Below are 15,581 nucleotides of genomic sequence, written 5' to 3'. Positions count from 1 at the left end.
GGAACCGCTATGAAAATTTACCTTATTACGCTGACTGTTTTTTTGTTCAGCATCAAACTTATTGCCGCACCTGTAATTGCACCAAGCCCGGAGCAGGTAACCCCGCTGCTAAATGGCTTAACCATTCCGGCAGTTAGCTTAACTACTGCCGATAACCAGACCGTCGAGCTTAAGCAGCTGGTACAGCAAAAACCCAGCGTCTTGGTATTTTATCGCGGCGGCTGGTGCCCGTACTGCAATGCCCAGTTAGCGGCCCTGCGCGACATTGAACCTCAGCTAAGCAAACTAGGTTACCAGTTAATTGCCATAACGCCGGATAGCGTGGCCTCGATCAGTAAAAGCTTGAAAGACACCGGCGGCCAAAAATTAAATTATACCTTGCTGTCTGATGCTAACTTCGCCGCCAGCAGTGCTTTTGGTCTGGCTTATTATTTGGATAACAAAACTGCCGCGGCTTACAAAGGTAAACTCGGCAGCTTAATTACCACCGAAGCCGGCACAGAGAAAGTGGTGTTACCGGTGCCGGCGGTGTATATCGTTAATACCAAGGGCGAAGCGCTGTTTAACCATGTGCATATCAACTACAAAACCCGCTTAGAAAGCGAATTGCTGCTAAAAGCAGCTGAATTAGCGCTGCAATAAAGCCCGCTATTTTCAGGTCGTATATCAGCTGTTTACAGCAGCGGACATCCATGTGTTTTCCGCTGCTGTTTTTTTAGCAAAAAGCGTTGACGACAGGGCGAAAATACGGCATTTTTCGCGCCCTGTTTGGCAAGTATCTATATGGATGCTAGCCTGTTGGTTTTACCCTCTGTCGGAGATAACTGATGCGTAATGTAACCGTTGCTGCAACCCAAATGATTGGCGGCTGGAATGTGGATGAAAACATTGCCCGTGGCGAGCGTTTAGTACGCGATGCGGCAGCTAAAGGTGCGCAGGTCATCCTGCTGCAGGAGCTGTTTGAACGCAATTATTTCTGCCAGAAGCAAAAACCGGATTATTTAGCCTTCGCCACTACCGTGGCGGAAAACAAAGCCGTGGCGCATTTTACTAAGATTGCCAAAGAGCTGAACGTGGTATTGCCAATCAGCATTTACGAGCGTGCCGGTAACTGCCTGTATAACAGCGTGGTTATTATCGACGCCGACGGTGAAAACCTGGGAACGTACCGTAAAAGCCATATTCCGGATGGCCCGGGCTATAGCGAGAAGTATTACTTCACGCCGGGCGATACCGGCTTTAAAGTATTCGCCACCAAGTACGCCAAAATCGGTGTCGGCATTTGCTGGGATCAGTGGTTTCCGGAGTGTGCCCGCAGCATGGCATTAATGGGCGCTGAGCTGCTGTTCTACCCTACCGCTATTGGCAGCGAGCCGCACGACCCAACAATCAGCTCACGCGATCACTGGCAGCGCACGCAACAAGGCCACGCCGCGGCCAACTTAATGCCACTGATTGCCTCTAACCGTATTGGTACCGAGACCGAAGGTGATTACCATATTACCTTCTATGGCAGCTCTTTTATTGCCGACGAAACCGGTGCCAAGGTACAGGAAGCCGGCGAAACAGAAGAAGCCGTGCTGGTGCATACCTTTGACTTAGACGCTGTTGCTGCCACCCGCCGTGCCTGGGGCATTTTCCGTGACCGTCGTATCGATATCTACGGTGCAGTAATGACCAAAGATGGCGAAACCAAACAACCTGTTAAACAAGGTGGTAACTAAGTGGCTTTTACAACACTAAACAGCACACCACGCGCTGATGGCTTTAGTATGCCAGCTGAATGGGCCGCACATAAACAAACATGGATGGTGTGGCCGGAGCGCACCGACAGTTGGCGTTTAGGTGCCAAACCAGCTCAACAGGCTTTTGTTGCTGTTATCAAAGCCATTGCCGGTTTTGAACCGGTAACGGTTGGCGCTTCCGCTAACCAATACGCTAATGCGTTGGTACAGCTAACAGATGCAGGTACAAAATTTCCGATCCGCGTGGTAGAGATATCAAACAACGACGCCTGGTGTCGTGATACCGGACCTACTTTTGTTACTAATGCCCAAGGTGAAGTACGCGGTATCGACTGGACCTTTAACGCTTGGGGCGGCTTAAACGGCGGTTTGTATTTCCCGTGGGATAAAGACGACCAGGTTGCCAGCAAGGTGCTGGGTATAGAACAACTGCCGCGTTATCGCACCGAAGGTTTTGTGCTGGAAGGCGGCGCTATTCATGTTGATGGTGAAGGCACACTGTTAACCACCGAAGAGTGCTTGCTAAACAGCAACCGTAACCCGCATTTAAACCGTGAGCAAATTGAGCAGCAGATGCGCGATTATCTCGGTATCGATAAAGTACTGTGGTTAACCGACGGTATCTTTAACGATGAAACTGACGGCCACATTGATAATATGGCCTGTTTTGTCAAGCCTGGCGAAGTGGTGCTGGCCTGGACTGATGATACAACAGATCCGCAGTATGCCCGTAGCAAAGCGGCGCTGGATTACCTGGAAGCGGCCACTGATGCCAAAGGCCGTAAAATTAAGGTGCATAAGCTACCGGTTCCGGCACCTATTATTGCTAACGCTGAAGAGTATGCCACCGTAGATGCCACCATGAGTGCGATTCCGCGCGAGGCCAATGCGCGCCTGGCCGGCTCGTACATTAATTTCTATTTGTGCAACGGCGGTTTGATTCTGCCAACTTTTAACGACCCGAACGATAAAGTCGCTGCAGAGATCCTGCAGAGCTTGTATCCAGAGCATAAGGTGGTAACAGTACCTGGGCGCGAGATCTTGCTGGGTGGGGGTAATATTCACTGTATAACCCAGCAACAGCCAGCCGGAACACGTTAACAGGTATACAGTTCCGCAAGGTAACAACACAGGGACGCCGTAAATCCTTCCCTGGAGGCTCCTCTGCGGCTTCCCTGCCGCAGACGCCCTGTTTAGTTGTTACCTTGCTCCACCTTTGGCACGGTTCAAACCTGCGTAGGTTAGAACTCCGGTTTGGTTGTCACAGAGTGTCTGAGTGAGCACGTAAGCAGCGAGCGAGTTGCTGTGGCAAGCCAAAACGGATGTTGTAACCGTAGCGATCTTTTAATCCTAAACAGTGAAGAGCCCAATCATGTCCAAAGCCTGCGCCTTACATATACTGGTAAAAACCCGGGAAGAAGCGGAAAAACTCAAACTGCAGCTGGCTAAAGGCGCGGACTTTGGCAAGCTGGCCAAGCAGCATTCGCTATGCCCGTCTGGGAAAAAAGGTGGCGATTTAGGTGAGTTTCGTAAAGGCCAGATGGTAAAAGCCTTTGATGATGTCGTGTTTAAAGGTCCGTTGTTAGAAGTGCAGGGGCCGGTAAAAACTCAGTTTGGCTTTCACCTGATCAAAACCCTGTATCGCAGCTAATTAACTGATCTATTCGCTGTAGCTGACAATTTGGTTAATGGCGCTGATATTGCCATTTTGCCAGATCATTTCATAGTGGGCACTTTGCAGCATCTGCGTTACATATTGCGGGCTAAACAGACCCCAACATATTGCCCCACTGTTACGCACCGAATAGTACTGCACCCCGGCGCTCCCCTGATTACGCAAGTGGATCCCCAATGCCTGGGCTGCGCTGTAGTCATCTTTAGCGTAAACCGCATGCTGTGGCGCCAAGCGGGTTAAATCTGTCAGGCTAACGTCAGTAAACTCACAGCTTAATGCTCTAAACACAAAGCGCTCGTACGCCAACCCCGGCACCTTGCTCCAGTAACAACCTTGATGATAGGCCACCTCACTGACAGCGGTTTGTACACTATCAGCCAGATACAGCACACCAAAACGACCGTCAGAAAAGCGGCTACCGGCGGGGTTAACATGGGTGAACGGCGCTACGGCATAGGAGCAGCCGGTAATAGCAAACGGGATTTCATAGCGTGGCAGTAAAGTTAAATTACCGGCCTGTGCCTGTAACCTGGGGTTGGTAAGAGCTTGCAGCGCAAATAAGGCATCAAACTCATCGGCGTCGGCCACGTCGTCAAACACCGATACCGGCGGATATTTCGAATTAATCAGCCGGTAGCATTTTTGGCGCTGTAGTTTCACCTGCGGTAACTCGTCCTGCTGTAAGTTTACCGCTGTTACCACATGCCACCACGCAGTGCATCGATACGTTTAAAAGTTTCATACAGCGCCGCAAACTGGCCACTGCTGATAATATCCAGCGGGCTGTTACCGTTAAAATACGGGTTATGGTTTGGCAGTGCCATAAAACCATACAGGTTTTGCGGGTTGTCGAACAGCAGCCGCAGGCTACTGTGAATATTTAGCACATAGCTGATGCGCTCTATCTGGTCTTGCGTCAGGCTGGCGCAGTAAGGATCGTTGCGGTACTTGTAATACGCCGCTTTGGAGATTTGCAAAGTACGCTGAATTTGCTCGGGCGAGCATTGCCATTTATCCAGAATGGCAAATACCGTTTTAAGTCCGGTAGCGGCGCTGTGGCGCTGGCTTTGTCTGTCGAGCTGCACGGCTTGCATAATCACCTCATGCCTGAACCAATCAGACTCAATATAGACCAACATAGTAAATATGTCCACATAAAGAGCAAAGGAAGCCGACAAGCGGACGCTGCGACAGAAACGAGAATCGGCTTGCTCTAAGCCAACCGTTGAACGCATGGATGCGTGACAAATTCGTCGGGAACAAATTTGAACAGCTGTGCTGGTCCGGAGGATAAACTTCATGGACGAAGTTTATAATCGAGCCCCCAGGGAAGGGTTTACTGCGCGTTGGCGTGGGCAAACCGGTTCAATGGTAATACGCATCAACCGGGTCTTGATCAACAACTTTTTACGCTTTACAGCTTTTATGCCTTACCTAAGGCCTTAGCCCGCAACTTGGCTTTAAGCATACCTTTCTTTGCCGGTTTTTTCGGTCCGTCACCATGGCGCGCCTGGGCTTGCTCCGGTGCAACGAAGGTTGGGTCGTGCTCATAACCGGGTAACACTGTCGCGGTGATCACCTGTTGTATAAGCTTTTCTATGTCCTGCAGTGCCTTGATTTCTTCCGGGGTGATCAGCGTTAGCGCCACACCGCTGTTACCCGCCCGCCCGGTACGACCGATGCGATGCACATAGTCTTCCGACACTTGCGGCAAGTCATAATTCACCACATAAGGCAGCTCGTTAATATCCAGGCCGCGGGCGGCAATATCGGTGGCTACCAAAATACGCACACTGCCGGCTTTAAAATCAGCCAGCGCTTTGGTGCGGGCACCCTGGCTTTTATCGCCATGAATAGCCGCGCTTTTCAAACCGTCTTTTGCCAGCTGTTTCGCCAGGCGGTCAGCGCCGTGTTTGGTACGGACAAACACTAACACTTGCGGCCAGTTGTTTTTACCAATTACATGCGACAGCAATTCGCGCTTGCGATGCTTGTCGACCAAATACGCCAGTTGCTCTACCCGCTCGGCCGTGGCATTGGTTGCGGCCACTTCTATCAGTTGCGGGCTGTTTAACAGCTCATCAGCTAATTGTTTAATTTCGCTGGAATAAGTAGCCGAGAACAGCAATGTTTGCCGCTTGGCCGGCAGCTTGGCCATAATGCGTTTAATATCGACAATAAAGCCCATATCCAGCATGCGGTCGGCTTCATCCAGCACCAGCACTTCAAGTGCAGATAAATCGACAGTTTTCTGGTGCAGGTGGTCAATAAGCCGGCCCGGTGTTGCCACCAGGATATCCAGCCCCAGCTCTGCTTCATCATATTGCGGCCTTATCGATACGCCGCCATAAAACACCGCTGAACGGGTGCTCAGGTACTGGCTATACTTGCGCACATTGTCATACACTTGCTGCGCCAGCTCGCGGGTGGGCGTTAATACCAATACCCGCACCTGATTTGGCGCTACGACCTTAGGCGCATTGAGCATTTGCTGCAGCAGCGGTAAAGTAAAAGCAGCGGTTTTACCGGTGCCGGTTTGCGCGCCTGCTAACACATCTTTACCGGCCAGAATCACCGGGATACTTTGCAACTGCACCGGGGTGGCCGCATCGTAGCCTTGCTCTGACAGAACACGTAAAATAGGCGCCGCCAGGGCGAGAGATTGAAATGACATTAAAATTCCTGTTTTGCCAAAGCTTAACTACTGTTGCCGTTATTGCGCTGAAGCACAGCTCACGGCTTAAAGCGCGCAGTATAGCAGAACAGCGCTGCACGGAGTTAACCCCGTGAGCAGCTGGTATCTGTATATGGTGCAAACCGGCAACGGCCTGTTGTATACCGGCATCAGTACCGACCCTGTCAGGCGGCTGCGCCAGCACAGCGGCGAGCTGACCGGCGGTGCTAAGGCGCTGCGCGGCAAAGGGCCGCTAACCCTGGTATACCAGCGCCCTGTTGCCGATAAAAGCGCTGCGGCTAAAGCCGAACATCAACTAAAACAGCTGCCCAGAACAGCCAAACTGGCACTGGTTGCCCGCTATAAGCAAAGTGAGATCTGATGGATAATTTTTTACTGGTACTGGCCTATCTGCTGATAGGCGTGCTGCTGCGCCGCTTGCCCACCATGCCGGAGAACAGCGGCATAGCGTTGAATATGTATGTGCTGTACGTGGCGCTACCGGCACTGATTTTAAAAAATGTGCCGCAGCTGCAATTTTCTGCCGAGCTGTTAATACCGGCGATTACGCCGTGGTTCTTAATGCTGCTAGTGGTTGCAACGGTACTACTGCTGAGTAAGTTGTTGCATTGGTCGCGCGAGGTTACCGGCGCTTTACTGATTGTGCTGCCGCTGGGTAATACTTCATTTTTGGGCTTTCCGATGACGGAGGCGCTGTTTGGCAGCAATGCTATGCCTTATGCGGTGGTGTACGATCAGGTCGGCTCTTTCATTGCGCTGGCAACGTACGTCACCATTATTGCGGCACTGTACAGCCCCACTGCCGCTAAACCCACAGTGAAAGGCATTGCATTAAAAATTATCACTTTCCCGTCTTTTATTGCGCTGGCACTGGGCCTGCTGCTGCGCGGTAGCGAATACCCGCCATTAGCGAGCCAGTTGATTGATAACCTTGCCGCTACCCTGGTACCTGTGGTAATGGTGGCGGTGGGGTTTGCCTTAACAGTTAAATTCAGTAGAAGCGAAATATCACCGCTGCTAAGTGCGCTGGGTATTAAACTGGTAATGATGCCGGCGTTAGCGGCGTTGCTGTGGTTTAGCCTGGGTTACAGTGGCACAGCGGTGAGTATCAGTGTGTTTCAGGCGGCAATGCCACCGATGATCTCAGCCGGCGCTATCGCGATAATGGCGGGGCTGGCGCCCCGCCTGGTTAGCGGCATTATTGGCCTGGGTATTTTAGCCGGCCTGCTTACCCTGCCGCTGGTGTCCTGGCTGCTGCACTAGTTGTTATATTCGCTGTTACATTCACGGTTAAATTAGCTGCCGGCCCCGTTGTCCGGGTCTGCATCAGCCTTTTTTGTCACGGGCAAACGGCCGGATTTTTTCAATGCCTCATGCAGCAGATACTCTATCTGGCCGTTAATGCTGCGAAACTCATCATCGGCAAAGCGCTGTAAAGCGCTTAGCATGGCTTCATCCAGACGTAAGGCGAAGGCTTTTTTGGCCACAACTACTCCCGTTAATATAGCGTGCCGGCATTTACTATCGGCTGCACATGATGATCACCGCACAATACCACCAACAAATTACTAACCATCGCCGCTTTGCGCTCATCATCCAGCTCAACCACATTACGCTCAGACAAACGCTGTAATGCGGTTTCTACCATACCGACTGCGCCCTCAACAATTTGCTGCCGGGCGGCAACTATGGCGGCAGCCTGTTGACGCTGCAACATAGCGCTGGCAATTTCCGGCGCATAAGCTAAATGACTGATACGCGCTTCCAACACCTGCACACCGGCCTTATTAAGCCGGGCCTGAATTTCCTGCTTTAATAGTTCAGTGACTTCATCAGTGCTGCTGCGCAGACTTATCGACTCGTCATTGCCGGCATCATAAGCATAACTGGAGGCCAGATGACGGATAGCCGACTCGCTTTGAATATTGACAAAGTTTTCGTAGTTATCCACTTCAAACACCGCCTCGGCACTGTCGACCACTTTCCACACCACCACAGCAGCAATTTCTACCGGGTTACCGGCATTGTCGTTTACCTTCATTTTACTGCTTTCAAAATTACGCACCCGTAATGACACTTTTTGTTTGCTGTACAGCGGGTTAGACCAGCGCAGGCCATTATTAAGATCAGTCCCGACATAACGGCCAAACAACTGCAATACCGCAGATTGGTTCGGGTGCACCATATAAAAACCAAACCAACAGATAAACACCACTACTGCCAATACCAGGGCGACTATTTTCAGCAATGCCGGCAATACCACCACACCGGCAATGGCCGCCAGCTGTAACAGTAGCAACACGCCAATCATGCCAAAGCCACCTTTGCTGTTAATCATGCGTTCCTGCAACATAATAAAACCCTCTTGATATGATATTATTTTGATATCACTTTAGCGCAATTATAATAAAATGCAACTGTTACACTAAAAATGCTGAAAACCACACCGAGCAATGGGCGCAGCCTCGCTTTTCTGCTAAGGTAAAACAATAACTTAGTAAACTGAAAAACCTATGCCGGAAAAATTTTTAGCCTGGTGGCAGCAACTTGTCATTCAGTTACAGCAAGCCTCACTCTGGTATCAACTGGCGGCTATTGTCGGTTGTGTGTTAATAGCGGTGTTGATTAACCGTATGCTTGGCCAGCGCTTAACCGACACTGGTGGCCAGGGCTTACGCCATATGGCACTGCGCAGTTCAGACCGTATTTTACTGCCGTTTAGCCTGGCGGCATTGCTGGCAATCAGCAGTGAACTGTTCAGCCTGTATCAGCTAAGCCATAACCTGCTGCAGCTGCTGATACCAATAGCGCTGGCGCTGGGCGCAATTCGTCTGCTGGTGTATATCCTGCGCAAAGCGTTTTTATCCAGTCCGTTGGTTAAATCGGCAGAGCCGGTTATTGCCGTGACTATCTGGCTGTTAGTGGTATTGCATCTGGCCGGCTGGTTAACTCCTCTAATGCAGTTGATGGATGCGCTGGCGTTTACGCTGGGTGAAAGCCGGATATCACTGTTGGGCGCAGTAAAACTTACGCTGGTGATTATTCTGGCCTTTACGCTGGCACTGTGGCTGGCAGAGCTGTTAAACCAACAGTTAAAAAAAGCCAAACATGTCAGCCCCAGCATGCAGGTGGGGTTTAGCAAGTTCAGTAAGTTTTTGCTGATTACTATCGCCTTTTTAATTGCCTTAAACGCCGTGGGCATTAACCTCAGCTCGCTGGCGGTGTTTGGCGGTGCGCTGGGCGTAGGCTTAGGCTTTGGTTTACAACGTATTGCTTCGAACTTTATCAGCGGCTTTATTTTGGTGCTGGATCGCAGCGTAAAACCGGGTGATGTTATTTCAGTGGGCGAAAACTTTGGCTGGGTACACGAGCTTAAAGCCCGCTATGTTGTGGTACGTAACCGTGAAGGGGTCGATACGTTGATCCCGAACGAGAACCTTATCACCTCAGAGGTAATAAACTGGAGCTATGAAGACCGCAATGTGCGGGTAAAAATTGTTGTGCAGGTCAGTTACGATGACGATCCGGAGCAAGCCATGGCGCTGATGTTACAGTGTGCCAATAAATCCAAACGGGTACTTAATGAACCGGCACCAACAGTGATGTTAAAAAGCTTTGCCGACAGCGGTATTGAACTGGAACTGCGGGTGTGGATAGCCGACCCGGAATACGGTGCCGACACGGTAAAATCAGATATTAATGTCGCTATCTGGCGTGCCTTTAAGCAAGCCGCTATTACCATACCCTACCCGCAGCGTGACCTGCATATTAAGTCGGGCAAATTGCCAACAGCATCAGAATAATGATACAGCAACGCGCCAAACTTAGCGGCGCGTTGCTTGCGCTCAGGCTTCGCCTATCATCCGTCGCAGCACATAATGCAAAATACCACCGTGCTGGTAGTACGCCAGCTCATTGCCGGTATCTATGCGGCAATGCACATCAACCTCCTGCTTAGCACCGTCGGCATAGGTAATAATCAGCTGCAGCTTTTGCCGTGGCTTCAGGCTATTTAAGCCGCGTAGCGTAAAGCTTTCTTCACCGCTTAACTTCAGCGTTTTCCTGTCTGTGCCGGGTACAAATTGCAGTGGCAGCACCCCCATACCAATTAAGTTGGAGCGGTGAATACGTTCAAAGGATTCAGCCAAGACCGCACGTACACCCAGCATTAAGGTGCCCTTGGCGGCCCAATCACGTGATGAGCCGGTGCCATATTCCTTACCGGCTACCACGATTAACGGCAGCTCTTGCTGCTGATAACGCATAGCGGCATCAAAAATCGACATGGTCTCGCCCGACGGATAATGCCGTGTTACACCGCCTTCAGTACCCGGCAGCATTTCATTGCGAATACGCACATTGGCAAAAGTGCCGCGCACCATCACTTCGTGGTTACCACGCCGTGAGCCGTATGAATTAAAATCAGCCTTGTCGATGCCATGATCCATCAGATACTGACCAGCAGGGCTACTTTGCTTGATTGAACCGGCCGGTGAAATATGATCCGTTGTAACAGAATCACCCAATACCGCCAGTAAACGGGCGCCCACTATGTCGGCCACCGGCTTTGGTTTTCGGCTAAGACCACGAAAAAAGTCCGGTTGACGGATATAAGTCGACTCCGGCCAGGCATACGTTTTAGCCTGCGGTACTTCAATAGCCTGCCAGCTTTCGTCGCCATCAAACACCTGAGCATATTCTTTGCTGAACATCGCACTGTTCACTTTAGCGACTGCTGCTGCAACCGCTTTGCTGTCAGGCCAGATATCTTTTAAGTACACATCATTACCATTACTGTCCTGCCCCAATGGCTCTGTACTTAAATCAATATTGACCGTGCCGGCCAGCGCATAAGCTACCACTAACGGCGGTGAAGCCAGCCAGTTTGATTTCACTAACGGATGAATGCGGCCTTCAAAGTTACGGTTACCCGACAACACGGCAGACACATTTAAATCAGCAGTGCTGATGGCGTTTTCAATGGGTTTAGCTAACGGTCCGGAGTTGCCGATACAAGTAGTACAACCGTAACCCACCAGGTAAAAGCCCAATTGCTCAAGCGGTTGCATCAACCCGGCCTGTTGCAAATAGCGGGTAACCACTTTAGATCCCGGCGCCAGCGAACTTTTTACCAAGGGTTGCCGTTTCAGCCCTTTGGCTACAGCATTTTGGGCCAGTAAACCGGCAGCCATTAACACACTGGGGTTTGATGTGTTGGTGCAGGACGTAATGGCAGCTATAACTACCGCATGGTTATCCAGTTGCATACGCCGGCCATCCAGTTCAAAGCTGCGGTCTGGCTGTGCCACCTCCGGCTGTGCTGCACCTTCATTGACCATTTGTGCATCACGCTCTTTGCTGACTTTCAAATCAAGCGCAATGACATCGCGACAGTGCTGTTTCAGTTCAGTCAACGTCACCTTATCCTGTGGCCGTTTAGGCCCGGCCAATGATGCTACCACAGTGCTTAAATCAAGGTGCAAGGTATCGGTAAAAATAGGCTTAGCACCTTGTTCCCGCCACAAACCCTGAGCCTGACTATAAGCTTTAACTCTGGCAATGACTGCAGCATCACGTCCGGTAAGCTGCATATAATCCAGTGTTATCTGATCAACAGGGAAAAAACCACAGGTTGCGCCGTATTCCGGTGCCATATTGGCGATAGTGGCACGATCTGCCAAAGATAACTGGCTCAGGCCATCGCCGGAAAACTCGACAAATTTGCCCACCACACCATGCTTACGCAGCATTTGCGTAACAGTAAGTACCAGATCCGTTGCGGTAATTCCGGCTTGCAATGCACCGGTAAATTCAAAGCCGATGACTTCGGGAATAATCATTGACACCGGCTGCCCCAGCATAGCGGCCTCAGCTTCAATGCCGCCGACGCCCCAACCCAAAATGCCCAGGGCGTTAATCATGGTTGTGTGCGAGTCAGTACCCACCAGTGTATCCGGATAAGCCGACATGCCATCGTCGGTTTGCTGTGTCCAGATGCTTTGGCCTAAATACTCCAGGTTTACCTGATGGCAAATACCGGTGCCTGGCGGCACGACACGAAAATTAGCAAAGGCTGTAGCACCCCAGCGCAGAAACGCATAGCGCTCGTGGTTGCGTTGCATCTCAATATCGACGTTTTCAGTAAAAGCCTGCTCTGTGGCGTAGCGGTCGACCATTACCGAGTGATCTATTACCAAGTCTACCGGCGACAACGGGTTTACCTTATCAGGATCTTCGCCCAATGCCGCCACCGCCGCACGCATGGCGGCCAAATCGACCACTGCCGGCACGCCGGTAAAGTCCTGCATCAATACCCGCGCCGGCCGAAAGGCAATTTCGCGCTCAGAGCTGCCGGTTTTTTGCCAGTCAACCAATGCCTGAATATCGGCCTCAGTTACGGTGTCACCATCGAGGTTACGCAACAGGTTTTCCAGCAATACTTTTAACGAAAACGGCAAGCGGCTGATGTCACCAAACTGCGCTTGCGCCTTGTTCAGGCTGAAAATGCCGTACTGCTGTTTATCGACGCTAAGATGGTCGGCATAAGGATTGGGCGTGGTCATAACATACCTCGTACTGATTGCTGTGCTTAACTACAGTGTAGTTCATCAGCACAGTGATACGAGGCTTAAACGGTGAGCGGGGCTACAGAAGAGATACGCAACAAACCGCGGCTTGTTGCGCTAAGCCTAACTAAACTAAGCTGATTTTAGCAAACTTACGCTTACCAACCTGATAAATGTCGCTGCTGCCTTTAGCCACTTCTAACCGGGTGTCTTCAACTTTAGTTTCACCGTTTAGCTTCACTGCACCTTGCTTGATCATGCGGATAGCCTCTGAAGTGCTGTCTACCAGGCCTGCTTCCTTTAACAGATTCGCAATCGGCATCGTATCTGCGTCAGCGGTTACGGTAACCTCAGGAATATCATCCGGTAAGGCGTTTTTACTAAAGCGTTGGGTAAAATCCTGATGTGCCGCTTCTGCTGCGGCCTCATCATGGAACCTTGCAATAATTTCTTTTGCCAACACAATTTTAACGTCACGCGGGTTGGCGCCCGCTGCAACTTGCTGCTTTAAGTCACTGATTTCTTCAAGCGGCTTAAAACTGAGTAAATCGTAGTAACGCCACATCAACTCGTCAGAAATGGACATAATCTTGCCGAACATGTCGTTTGGCGCATCGGTAATACCCACATAGTTGCCCAGCGACTTGGACATCTTTTGTACGCCGTCCAGGCCTTCAAGCAGCGGTACCATCATTACCGTTTGCGGGCGTTGGCCTTCGTCTTTTTGCAACTCGCGGCCCATTAACAGGTTAAAGCGCTGATCGGTACCACCCATTTCAACGTCTGCTTCAAGCGCAACCGAATCCCAGCCCTGCACCAACGGATATAAAAACTCATGAATAGCAATAGACTGGTTATTAGCAAAACGCTTTTTAAAGTCATCGCGCTCCAGCATCCGTGCCACGGTTTGCCGGGATGCCAGCTTAATCATACCGGCAGCCCCTAACTCGTTCATCCACTCTGAGTTAAACGCCACCCGGGTTTTAGCCGGGTCAAGAATTTTGAACACCTGCTCTTTATAGGTTTCGGCATTGGCCAATACATCTTCACGGCTCAGCGGCTTACGGGTAACATTTTTACCGCTGGGGTCACCAATCATGCCGGTGAAGTCACCAATCAGGAAAATCACCTCGTGACCAAGCTGTTGGAAGCTACGCAATTTATTAATAAGTACCGTATGGCCCAAATGTAAATCCGGTGCGGTAGGATCAAAGCCAGCCTTGATTTTTAAAGGCTTGCCCTGTTTTAATTTGGCAATAAGCTCTTCTTCGAGCAGAATTTCTTCGCAGCCGCGTTTTAATTCAGCTAAAGCCAGCTCCCAATTCGCCATTTTACTCTCCTGATTTTTCACCTGATTGCGCCAACAAACCGCATTCTATAGCATGTTAAGCCCGGGCGAAACGCACAAAAGTCTGGTGTCAGGCAAAAAAACCGTATATGCTCGGTTTTTGTGCATTTGTTGAATTCAGACTGGTATTATGCGTCAATTAGTCACTAGAATCCCAAAACAACATCGGGTGCTTATTGTAGCCACCACGGTGTTTTTATCTGTCGTACTACTGCTACCATCCGAGCAAGCCGCCGCCTCCAAAGGCCATAAAAGCACAGGCTTGGAAATTGGTAAACGCTACAGTTTAGACATTCCGCAAAGCGCTGAAGACTTAGCGCAAGAGCAAGCCATTGCTGAACTGCATGCGCTACCGGAAGAAGATGCCTCATTAAGTTGGTCGACCTTGCAGGTTCAAAAAGGCGATGCACTGTCCGCTTTATTTAAAAAAGCCAATGTCAGCCAACAGGTTATGCTGGAATTATTGGCCTTAGGCCAACCGGTAAAAACGCTTACGCGTTTATTCCCGGGCGAACAACTGGAGTTTGGCCTGAATGCCGCCGGTGAATTACAAGAATTACGTTACGCCCTGAACCATTTAACCACTTTGCGGGTAAGCCGTAACAGTGAGGGCACTTTTGTTGCTGAAGAACTGAAAAAAGAAGTAGAACTGCGTAGCCAGTTCGCCAGTGCGGAAATCCGCAGTAACTTCTGGAGCGCGGGTATAGACGCGGGTTTAAGCGAAGCACAAATTATGAATCTGGCCGGCATTTTTGGTTGGGATATCGACTTTGGTTTGGATATCCGCGCCGGTGACAGCTTTAGCGTGCTGTATGAAACCCAGTACGTTGATGGCGAGTTTATCAGCAACGGCAATATCGTTGCGGCACAATTTCAAAATCAGGGTCATCTGTACCAAGCTGTGCGCCATACCGACGGCAACTATTACAAGCCCGACGGTGCCAGTATGCGTCAGGCATTTTTACGTGCGCCGGTAAGCTTCCAGTATGTCAGCTCTAACTTTAACCCACGCCGCTTACACCCGGTACTGAAAACGGTGCGCGCCCACAACGGCGTAGATTATGTTGCGCCGGTGGGCACACCGATAATGGCAGCCGGTGATGGCCGCGTTATCGCGTCCGCTTACAATGACCTGAACGGTCATTATGTGTTTATTCAGCATGCCAATAATATCGTCACTAAGTACCTGCATTTATCTAAACGTCAGGTAGCAAAAGGTGACAAGGTGCGCCAGGGCCAGGCCATCGGTAAATTAGGCAGAACCGGGCGTGTTACCGGTGCTCACCTGCACTATGAGTTTTTAGTGTCCGGTGTACACCGTAACCCCAGGACCGTTAAATTACCTCAGGCTACACCGCTGCAAGGTGAAGAGAAACGCCTGTTCAGTCAACAAGCTGCGCCAATTATTGCTCAGCTGATGACTAAAGAGCGGGTATTATTGGCCAAAACGACCGGCAACCCTACCGCTGCGCCGTAAGGTGTACGCTGTTCCAGCATAAAAAAGCCACCTTACGGTTAATGCCGGTCAGTTAAGCTGACCGGCATTTTTCTT

16 protein-coding genes are annotated in these 15,581 nt (G+C 50.6%); 9 read left to right on the top strand and 7 right to left on the bottom strand.

Going from position 1 to position 15,581, the window contains the following annotated elements; all coding sequences use genetic code 11:
* Positions 1 to 9 precede the first annotated feature (9 nt).
* From HRH59_RS17080 to ppiC, 4 genes are all read left to right on the top strand, one after another.
* Entirely contained in the window at positions 10 to 642 is a 633-nt protein-coding gene (locus tag HRH59_RS17080; protein WP_173502491.1) for a peroxiredoxin-like family protein, read from the top strand.
* 185 nt (positions 643 to 827) lie between these two features.
* Positions 828 to 1,724: an N-carbamoylputrescine amidase gene (aguB, locus tag HRH59_RS17075; RefSeq protein ID WP_173502490.1), complete on the top strand. Its 897-nt coding sequence runs from the start codon at positions 828 to 830 to the stop codon at positions 1,722 to 1,724.
* Entirely contained in the window at positions 1,725 to 2,846 is a 1,122-nt protein-coding gene (gene aguA / locus HRH59_RS17070; RefSeq protein ID WP_173502489.1) for an agmatine deiminase, read from the top strand.
* Positions 2,847 to 3,117: 271 nt separating this feature from the next.
* A complete protein-coding gene (gene ppiC / locus HRH59_RS17065) occupies positions 3,118 to 3,396 on the top strand; it encodes a peptidylprolyl isomerase PpiC (RefSeq protein ID WP_173502488.1) in 279 nt (92 codons plus the stop codon).
* Positions 3,397 to 3,405: 9 nt separating this feature from the next.
* On the opposite strand, the gene HRH59_RS17060 is transcribed toward ppiC, so the two are convergent.
* From HRH59_RS17060 to HRH59_RS17050, 3 genes are all read right to left on the bottom strand, one after another.
* Complete coding sequence (locus HRH59_RS17060; protein WP_173502487.1) at positions 3,406 to 4,122, bottom strand: RES family NAD+ phosphorylase; 717 nt, start codon at positions 4,120 to 4,122, stop codon at positions 3,406 to 3,408.
* Positions 4,116 to 4,559 carry an MbcA/ParS/Xre antitoxin family protein gene (locus HRH59_RS17055; RefSeq protein WP_231702549.1) on the bottom strand — a complete coding sequence of 148 codons (444 nt, stop codon included), beginning with the start codon at positions 4,557 to 4,559 and terminating at the stop codon, positions 4,116 to 4,118. The genes HRH59_RS17060 and HRH59_RS17055 overlap by 7 nt, the downstream gene beginning before the upstream one ends.
* Before the next feature lie 284 nt (positions 4,560 to 4,843).
* Positions 4,844 to 6,094, bottom strand: coding sequence for a DEAD/DEAH box helicase (locus HRH59_RS17050; RefSeq protein ID WP_173502486.1), 1,251 nt, complete (start codon positions 6,092 to 6,094; stop codon positions 4,844 to 4,846).
* Between HRH59_RS17050 and HRH59_RS19495 the strand changes: the two genes are divergently transcribed.
* The 3 genes from HRH59_RS19495 to HRH59_RS17040 are packed head-to-tail and all read left to right on the top strand — an operon-like array spanning position 6,088 to position 7,378.
* Positions 6,088 to 6,210 (top strand): hypothetical protein, encoded by a 123-nt coding sequence (locus tag HRH59_RS19495; RefSeq protein ID WP_269435469.1) that lies wholly within the window; start codon positions 6,088 to 6,090, stop codon positions 6,208 to 6,210. The genes HRH59_RS17050 and HRH59_RS19495 overlap by 7 nt on opposite strands.
* The gene (locus HRH59_RS17045; protein WP_331460202.1) at positions 6,207 to 6,476 is read left to right on the top strand and encodes a GIY-YIG nuclease family protein; all 270 of its coding nucleotides are present in this window, start codon (positions 6,207 to 6,209) and stop codon (positions 6,474 to 6,476) included. The genes HRH59_RS19495 and HRH59_RS17045 overlap by 4 nt, the downstream gene beginning before the upstream one ends.
* The gene (locus HRH59_RS17040; protein WP_173502485.1) at positions 6,476 to 7,378 is read left to right on the top strand and encodes an AEC family transporter; all 903 of its coding nucleotides are present in this window, start codon (positions 6,476 to 6,478) and stop codon (positions 7,376 to 7,378) included. Before HRH59_RS17045 ends, HRH59_RS17040 begins: the two co-directional genes overlap by 1 nt.
* Before the next feature lie 32 nt (positions 7,379 to 7,410).
* Here HRH59_RS17040 and HRH59_RS17035 read toward each other — a convergent pair whose 3' ends face one another.
* Together HRH59_RS17035 and HRH59_RS17030 are read right to left on the bottom strand one after the other, a co-directional pair.
* A complete protein-coding gene (locus HRH59_RS17035) occupies positions 7,411 to 7,602 on the bottom strand; it encodes an Arc family DNA-binding protein (protein ID WP_173502484.1) in 192 nt (63 codons plus the stop codon).
* A gap of 11 nt (positions 7,603 to 7,613) precedes the next feature.
* Positions 7,614 to 8,468, bottom strand: a complete 855-nt coding sequence (locus HRH59_RS17030) for an SPFH domain-containing protein (protein WP_173502483.1) — start codon at positions 8,466 to 8,468, stop codon at positions 7,614 to 7,616.
* 160 nt (positions 8,469 to 8,628) lie between these two features.
* Between HRH59_RS17030 and HRH59_RS17025 the strand changes: the two genes are divergently transcribed.
* Positions 8,629 to 9,918: a mechanosensitive ion channel family protein gene (locus HRH59_RS17025; protein WP_173502482.1), complete on the top strand. Its 1,290-nt coding sequence runs from the start codon at positions 8,629 to 8,631 to the stop codon at positions 9,916 to 9,918.
* Positions 9,919 to 9,960: 42 nt separating this feature from the next.
* Here the strand turns inward: HRH59_RS17025 and acnA are convergent, their stop codons facing one another.
* Entirely contained in the window at positions 9,961 to 12,678 is a 2,718-nt protein-coding gene (gene acnA, locus HRH59_RS17020; protein WP_173502481.1) for an aconitate hydratase AcnA, read from the bottom strand.
* A gap of 130 nt (positions 12,679 to 12,808) precedes the next feature.
* Positions 12,809 to 14,011 carry a tyrosine--tRNA ligase gene (gene tyrS, locus HRH59_RS17015; protein WP_173502480.1) on the bottom strand — a complete coding sequence of 401 codons (1,203 nt, stop codon included), beginning with the start codon at positions 14,009 to 14,011 and terminating at the stop codon, positions 12,809 to 12,811.
* Between the two features lie 187 nt (positions 14,012 to 14,198).
* On the opposite strand from tyrS, the gene HRH59_RS17010 reads away from it, so the two are divergent.
* Positions 14,199 to 15,506 carry a peptidoglycan DD-metalloendopeptidase family protein gene (locus HRH59_RS17010; protein ID WP_331460201.1) on the top strand — a complete coding sequence of 436 codons (1,308 nt, stop codon included), beginning with the start codon at positions 14,199 to 14,201 and terminating at the stop codon, positions 15,504 to 15,506.
* Positions 15,507 to 15,581: the final 75 nt, after the last annotated feature.

It is taken from the genome of Rheinheimera lutimaris (assembly GCF_013283795.1).
Taxonomy (GTDB): Bacteria; Pseudomonadota; Gammaproteobacteria; order Enterobacterales; family Alteromonadaceae; genus Alishewanella; species Alishewanella lutimaris.
Note: the sequence above shows the minus strand (reverse complement) of the source record. Positions and strands in the feature narration are given on the sequence as shown.

What these genes read in the sequence shown, in the direction of transcription:
- HRH59_RS17080 (WP_173502491.1), top strand. Translation starts at nt 10, where the DNA reads ATGAAAATTTACCTTATTACGCTGACTGTTTTTTTGTTCAGCATCAAA.
- aguB (WP_173502490.1), top strand. Translation starts at nt 828, where the DNA reads ATGCGTAATGTAACCGTTGCTGCAACCCAAATGATTGGCGGCTGGAAT.
- ppiC (WP_173502488.1), top strand. Translation starts at nt 3,118, where the DNA reads ATGTCCAAAGCCTGCGCCTTACATATACTGGTAAAAACCCGGGAAGAA.
- HRH59_RS17055 (WP_231702549.1), bottom strand. Translation starts at nt 4,559, where the DNA reads ATGTTGGTCTATATTGAGTCTGATTGGTTCAGGCATGAGGTGATTATG.
- HRH59_RS19495 (WP_269435469.1), top strand. Translation starts at nt 6,088, where the DNA reads ATGACATTAAAATTCCTGTTTTGCCAAAGCTTAACTACTGTTGCCGTT.
- HRH59_RS17050 (WP_173502486.1), bottom strand. Translation starts at nt 6,094, where the DNA reads ATGTCATTTCAATCTCTCGCCCTGGCGGCGCCTATTTTACGTGTTCTG.
- HRH59_RS17040 (WP_173502485.1), top strand. Translation starts at nt 6,476, where the DNA reads ATGGATAATTTTTTACTGGTACTGGCCTATCTGCTGATAGGCGTGCTG.
- HRH59_RS17030 (WP_173502483.1), bottom strand. Translation starts at nt 8,468, where the DNA reads ATGTTGCAGGAACGCATGATTAACAGCAAAGGTGGCTTTGGCATGATT.
- HRH59_RS17025 (WP_173502482.1), top strand. Translation starts at nt 8,629, where the DNA reads ATGCCGGAAAAATTTTTAGCCTGGTGGCAGCAACTTGTCATTCAGTTA.
- acnA (WP_173502481.1), bottom strand. Translation starts at nt 12,678, where the DNA reads ATGACCACGCCCAATCCTTATGCCGACCATCTTAGCGTCGATAAACAG.
- tyrS (WP_173502480.1), bottom strand. Translation starts at nt 14,011, where the DNA reads ATGGCGAATTGGGAGCTGGCTTTAGCTGAATTAAAACGCGGCTGCGAA.